The 4,856-nt window shown below is 40.5% G+C and carries 6 protein-coding genes; 5 read left to right on the forward strand and 1 reads right to left on the reverse strand.

The window, feature by feature from the left end:
- On the reverse strand, positions 1-1,255 hold a 1,255-nt coding region (gene cysS, locus JR005_RS09960; RefSeq protein ID WP_228731684.1), incomplete at its 3' end, for a cysteine--tRNA ligase.
- A gap of 211 nt (positions 1,256-1,466) precedes the next feature.
- On the opposite strand from cysS, the gene JR005_RS09965 reads away from it, so the two are divergent.
- From JR005_RS09965 to lptB, 5 genes are read left to right on the forward strand one after another with little or no spacing between them, the layout of a single operon-like run.
- Entirely contained in the window at positions 1,467-2,444 is a 978-nt protein-coding gene (locus tag JR005_RS09965; RefSeq protein ID WP_004996840.1) for a KpsF/GutQ family sugar-phosphate isomerase, read from the forward strand.
- Positions 2,445-2,447: 3 nt separating this feature from the next.
- A complete protein-coding gene (locus JR005_RS09970) occupies positions 2,448-2,987 on the forward strand; it encodes a KdsC family phosphatase (protein ID WP_004986805.1) in 540 nt (179 codons plus the stop codon).
- Between the two features lie 38 nt (positions 2,988-3,025).
- Positions 3,026-3,574 carry an LPS export ABC transporter periplasmic protein LptC gene (gene lptC, locus JR005_RS09975; protein ID WP_004996841.1) on the forward strand — a complete coding sequence of 183 codons (549 nt, stop codon included), beginning with the start codon at positions 3,026-3,028 and terminating at the stop codon, positions 3,572-3,574.
- Entirely contained in the window at positions 3,558-4,106 is a 549-nt protein-coding gene (gene lptA, locus JR005_RS09980) for a lipopolysaccharide transport periplasmic protein LptA (RefSeq protein ID WP_004986800.1), read from the forward strand. The genes lptC and lptA overlap by 17 nt, the downstream gene beginning before the upstream one ends.
- Positions 4,106-4,852, forward strand: a complete 747-nt coding sequence (gene lptB / locus JR005_RS09985) for an LPS export ABC transporter ATP-binding protein (protein WP_004986798.1) — start codon at positions 4,106-4,108, stop codon at positions 4,850-4,852. The genes lptA and lptB overlap by 1 nt, the downstream gene beginning before the upstream one ends.
- Positions 4,853-4,856 lie beyond the last annotated feature (4 nt).

Here is a 4,856-nt window from a genome sequence, read left to right on the forward strand (position 1 = left end):
CTTCTTGACCAATATCTGATTTTAAGAATTCATCGACATTGTGCTGAACCAAGCCCAGAATTGTCGTTAAATGGCGCAAAGTTGCATAGTAAACAGTAGCCAGTTCAGTTTGTTGTTCTTTCACAGCTCGATTGAGTTCACGATTGAGTTCAAAGAGTACTGCCATAGCTTCAGGCGTATTAAAGTCATCGCGCATCGCACTGTTAAAACGTTCTATAAACTCATGATCTAACTGTTCAGAATGAGTTTGACCATACACCTGCTCATAAGCTTTAAAGGCATGATAAAAACGGCTGAGTGCAGTTTTCGCTTCTTTTAACGCAGTATCTGAAAAGTTCACAGGACTACGATAGTGCGAAGACACAATAAAGTAGCGAATCACTTCAGGATGAAACTTTTCCATTACATCACGAATGGTAAAGAAATTGCCCAAAGACTTTGACATTTTCTCGCCATCGACATTGATAAAGCCCACATGCATCCAATAATTCACATACTGTTCGCCTGTTGCAGCCTCGCTTTGCGCGATTTCATTTTCATGATGTGGAAATAATAAGTCTGATCCACCGCCATGAATGTCAAAGTGATTGCCTAAGCAGCAAGTTGACATGGCTGAACATTCAATATGCCAACCTGGACGACCATTGCCCCAAGGGGATTGCCATGACGGTTCGTTGGCTTTGGCATGTTTCCACAGCACAAAGTCAAACGGATGTTTTTTCTCGACTTCGACATCAACACGCTCACTGGCTCCTGCTTGCATATCATCCAGTTTACGTCCAGATAGGCGACCATATTTAGCAAATTTAGTGACTTCATAATAAACATCACCATTGGCAGCAGGATAAGCGCTGCCATTTTCGACCAAAGTCCCAATCATATTTTGCATTTGGTCGATGTATTCGGTGGCTTTTGGCGATTCATCAGGTTCAGCACAACCGAGACTAGCCGCATCTTCATTCATAGCAGTGATAAAACGCGCGGTTAGTTGCTGAATCGTTTCACCATTTTCATTGGCACGACTGATAATTTTATCGTCAATATCGGTGATATTACGGATATACCGTACTTTCCAGCCCTGACTACGCAGAAAACGAATAATATAGTCAAAAGCAACCATGACTCGAGCATGTCCAATATGACAGTAGTCATACACCGTCATGCCGCAGACATAGATATCTATCTGGCCATCAACACGTGGGACAAATTCAACTTTTTTACGTTGCTCTGAGTTATATAAAACGAATGGTTGCATAAGACTCTTAAAAACATTCACCAAAAATAGTGTTACATCTTAACGTAAGCCACATATTTCACAAAGGTTTATCCATAATTTTTATAAGTAAGTGAAAACTTGTACATTTAAAAACGTGACAAGAAATGAGATGTGCTAGAATAGCGCAAATTTTTTAGTTAAAAAGTCTATTGTCGGTTTGGCAGTAGCGAATTGTTTGAGCTCATATTTTATGACCAGTACCACCGATTTTAAGAAAATTGCACTGGAAACCATTGCGATAGAACAACATGCCTTAGATGTATTGGCAAGCCAAATAGACGATCGTTTTGATCAGGCTTGTGAAATTATTCTACAGTGTCAGGGTCGTGTAGTCGTGACAGGTATGGGTAAATCTGGTCATATTGGTCGAAAAATGGCAGCCACTTTTGCTTCCACAGGTACACCTTCGTTTTTTATGCATCCTGGTGAAGCGGGGCATGGTGACTTGGGAATGTTAGTACGGGGTGATGTACTGATTGCCATTTCCAATTCAGGCAAAAGTGATGAGATCATGATGCTGATGCCTTTGATTAAACATCTGGAAGTACCATTGATCACCATTAGCCGTGATGATACAGGTCCAATGCCAAAAAATGCAGATGTAGCTTTAACTTTGGGTGAGTCAAACGAAGCTTGTCCATTAGGGCTTGCACCCACCTCAAGTACCACTGCGACATTGGTATTGGGTGATGCGCTCGCGGTTGCATTGTTGGAAGCGCGAGGCTTTACTGCCGACGACTTTGCTCGCTCGCATCCAGCAGGTGCTTTAGGTAAACGTTTACTTTTACATGTAAAACATTTAATGCATACCGGTGAGGAGCTTCCAAAAGTATCTCCTGATACCCCAATGAATCAGGTCCTTTACGAAATTTCAAACAAACGTTTAGGTTTGACGACCATTGTTGATGAACAAGATCATTTATTAGGTATCTTTACGGATGGTGATTTACGTCGTCTAATTGATAAGCAACAAGGTTTTGATGTCAAACTTCCTGTGTCTTCGGTGATGATTGAGCATCCTGCGACGATTTCTCAGGAAGCGCGTGCAGTAGAAGCATTACAACAACTGAATGCTAAAAAAATTAGTCAGTTTGTGGTTGTTGATGATCAAAATAAAGTCATTGGTGTGATCAGTATGCATGACCTAATTCAGGCAGGGGTAAATTAATTCATGGCATCTTATGCATTACTTGAACAAGCTCGTCATATTCAGGCACTGGTTTTAGATGTGGACGGTATCTTGAGTGATGGATTTGTGACATTGACCAATAGTGGCGATGAAATCAAATCTTTTGATATTCGTGATGGTTTGGGGATGAAACTGGTTCAGCAAGCTGGCCTTAAAGTCATTATCATTACAGGTCGTAAAAGTCAGATCGTTGAAAAAAGGATGTCTGATTTAGGCGTCGATCTGATCTTTCAAGGGCGTGAAGATAAAGGCGTGGCGTTGCGTGAAGCATGTGCGCAATTTAATTTAGCACCTTCTGATTGTTTATATATGGGTGATGATTGGCCTGATTTATCGGCTTTTTCACTTGCAGGAATGTGTGTGACTGTTCCAAATGGCCATGTCGAGCTACGCCGTCGTGCTCATTTGGTGACTCAAGCGATGGGCGGTCGTGGAGCAGTGCGTGAAGTCTGTGATATGTTACTGAATGCAAAAGGAGTTTACGAAGAACTTCTTGCAAAATATCTGACTGTACCCCATTAATATTCTAAGCCAGAGAAAAAGGTGATATTACGCCGCTTATGGATACTAGAGTTTTATATATCGTGGCGATTGCAATCGCAGCTGTAAGTGGTGGCTATTATTACTACAGTGGCAATGCGAACAAACTGGACGCTGATGATAGTCGCAATATGACTTATACAGCAAATGATATCAATTTGACTCAGACGAACGATCTTGGTCATTTGTATATTCGTGCAAAGGTCGATCGACTTGAACAGGATATGCAGAAACAAACGTCAAAACTTGAAAATTTACATGCATCAATGTATGAGAATGGACAAGTGAATGCGACTTTTTCTTCAAAAGTTGCAAATGGTTATGATGATAACGAAAAGGTTATTCTTTCAGGTGATGTTATTGCAACAAGAATTGCTGAACAAGGTGAAATTGTTTTTCGAACGGATGAGCTGACGACCTATCCGAAAACAAAAAAAATTGAAACGACACATCAGGTGGATGTGCAATCACCACAGGCTTCTTTTGTCAGCAATGGTTTAAAAGCAGATCTGGAAAATAGCCAATACGAATTTTTTAATATTCGAGGAAAGTATGCACCAAACTCTTAAATCGATTTCTTGTTCGACTTTCCTGAAACAAGTAACAGGTTTCACGATCTTTGCCGTGATGTCTGCATCTGCATTAGCGCTCCCTTCAGATCGTAGTCAACCTATCTCATTGGTCGCTGACAAAGCCACCTATAATGATAAAACAGGCATTACAACCTATACTGGAAATGTGGTGATCGAACAGGGCACTATGAAATTACAGGCGGATTCGATTGTTGCACAACTGAATTCCAAACGTGAAATTCAAACCATTACTGCCAATGGTCGACCATCCAAATTTCAGCAACAGATTAGCGCTGAAAAAGGGGTCGCGCGTGGTGAAGCACAGAAAATTATTTATAACGCAGATACAGGCATTATTACTTTAACAGGCAATGCTTATTTATTTCAGGATGGAGCTAGCATTCGAGGCAATAGCTTAAAATATAGTATGAATAAAGGTGATATTGAAGCACAAGGTTCAAGTTCAAATCGTGTTCAACTGATTATTCCACCATCAAGTTCTAAAAGTTTTCCGGGAGCACGTGATTAATGGAGCAAACACGTCAAAAACCACAAACCCTTTGTATCAAACACTTGGCAAAAAACTATAATAAACGCTGGGTCGTGAAAGATGTATCATTTCAGATGCAAAGCGGTCAAATTGTTGGGCTACTTGGACCAAATGGTGCAGGTAAAACCACAAGCTTTTATATGGTTGTTGGTTTGGTACGAATGGATAAAGGGGAAATTCATTTAGATAATGAAGATCTTTCACATTTGGCGATGCATGAACGTGCCAGAAAGGGCATTGGTTATTTGCCACAGGAAGCCTCTATTTTTAGAAAGTTGACAATTGCTGAAAACATTATGGCAATTTTGGAAACTCGTAAGGATTTAAATAAGCAGCAGCGTCAACAACGTTTAAATGAATTATTGGCTGATTTTAAAATTGGTCATATTAAGGATTCATTAGGAATGAGTGTTTCTGGTGGAGAACGTCGCCGTGCTGAAATTGCACGTGCTTTGGCGGCTGATCCAAAATTTATGTTGCTGGATGAGCCTTTTGCGGGGGTTGATCCTATTTCAGTGGGTGATATTAAAGAGATTATTCGTAATCTTAAAGAACGAGGGATTGGTGTTCTGATTACGGACCATAATGTACGTGAAACATTGGCAATTTGCGAGCATGCTTATATTGTGAGTGAGGGATCCGTCATCGCAGAGGGTTCTCCGCAGGATATTCTCGAAAATGAACAAGTTCGCAAAGTCTATTTAGGTGATGATTTTACAGTATAACTTT

Source organism: Acinetobacter sp. Colony158, from assembly GCF_019264745.1.
GTDB lineage: Bacteria > Pseudomonadota > Gammaproteobacteria > Pseudomonadales > Moraxellaceae > Acinetobacter > Acinetobacter ursingii.

Coding starts and splice junctions, on each gene's coding strand:
- lptC (WP_004996841.1), top strand. CDS start 3,026: ATGGATACTAGAGTTTTATATATCGTGGCGATTGCAATCGCAGCTGTA.
- JR005_RS09970 (WP_004986805.1), top strand. CDS start 2,448: ATGGCATCTTATGCATTACTTGAACAAGCTCGTCATATTCAGGCACTG.
- JR005_RS09965 (WP_004996840.1), top strand. CDS start 1,467: ATGACCAGTACCACCGATTTTAAGAAAATTGCACTGGAAACCATTGCG.
- lptB (WP_004986798.1), top strand. CDS start 4,106: ATGGAGCAAACACGTCAAAAACCACAAACCCTTTGTATCAAACACTTG.
- lptA (WP_004986800.1), top strand. CDS start 3,558: ATGCACCAAACTCTTAAATCGATTTCTTGTTCGACTTTCCTGAAACAA.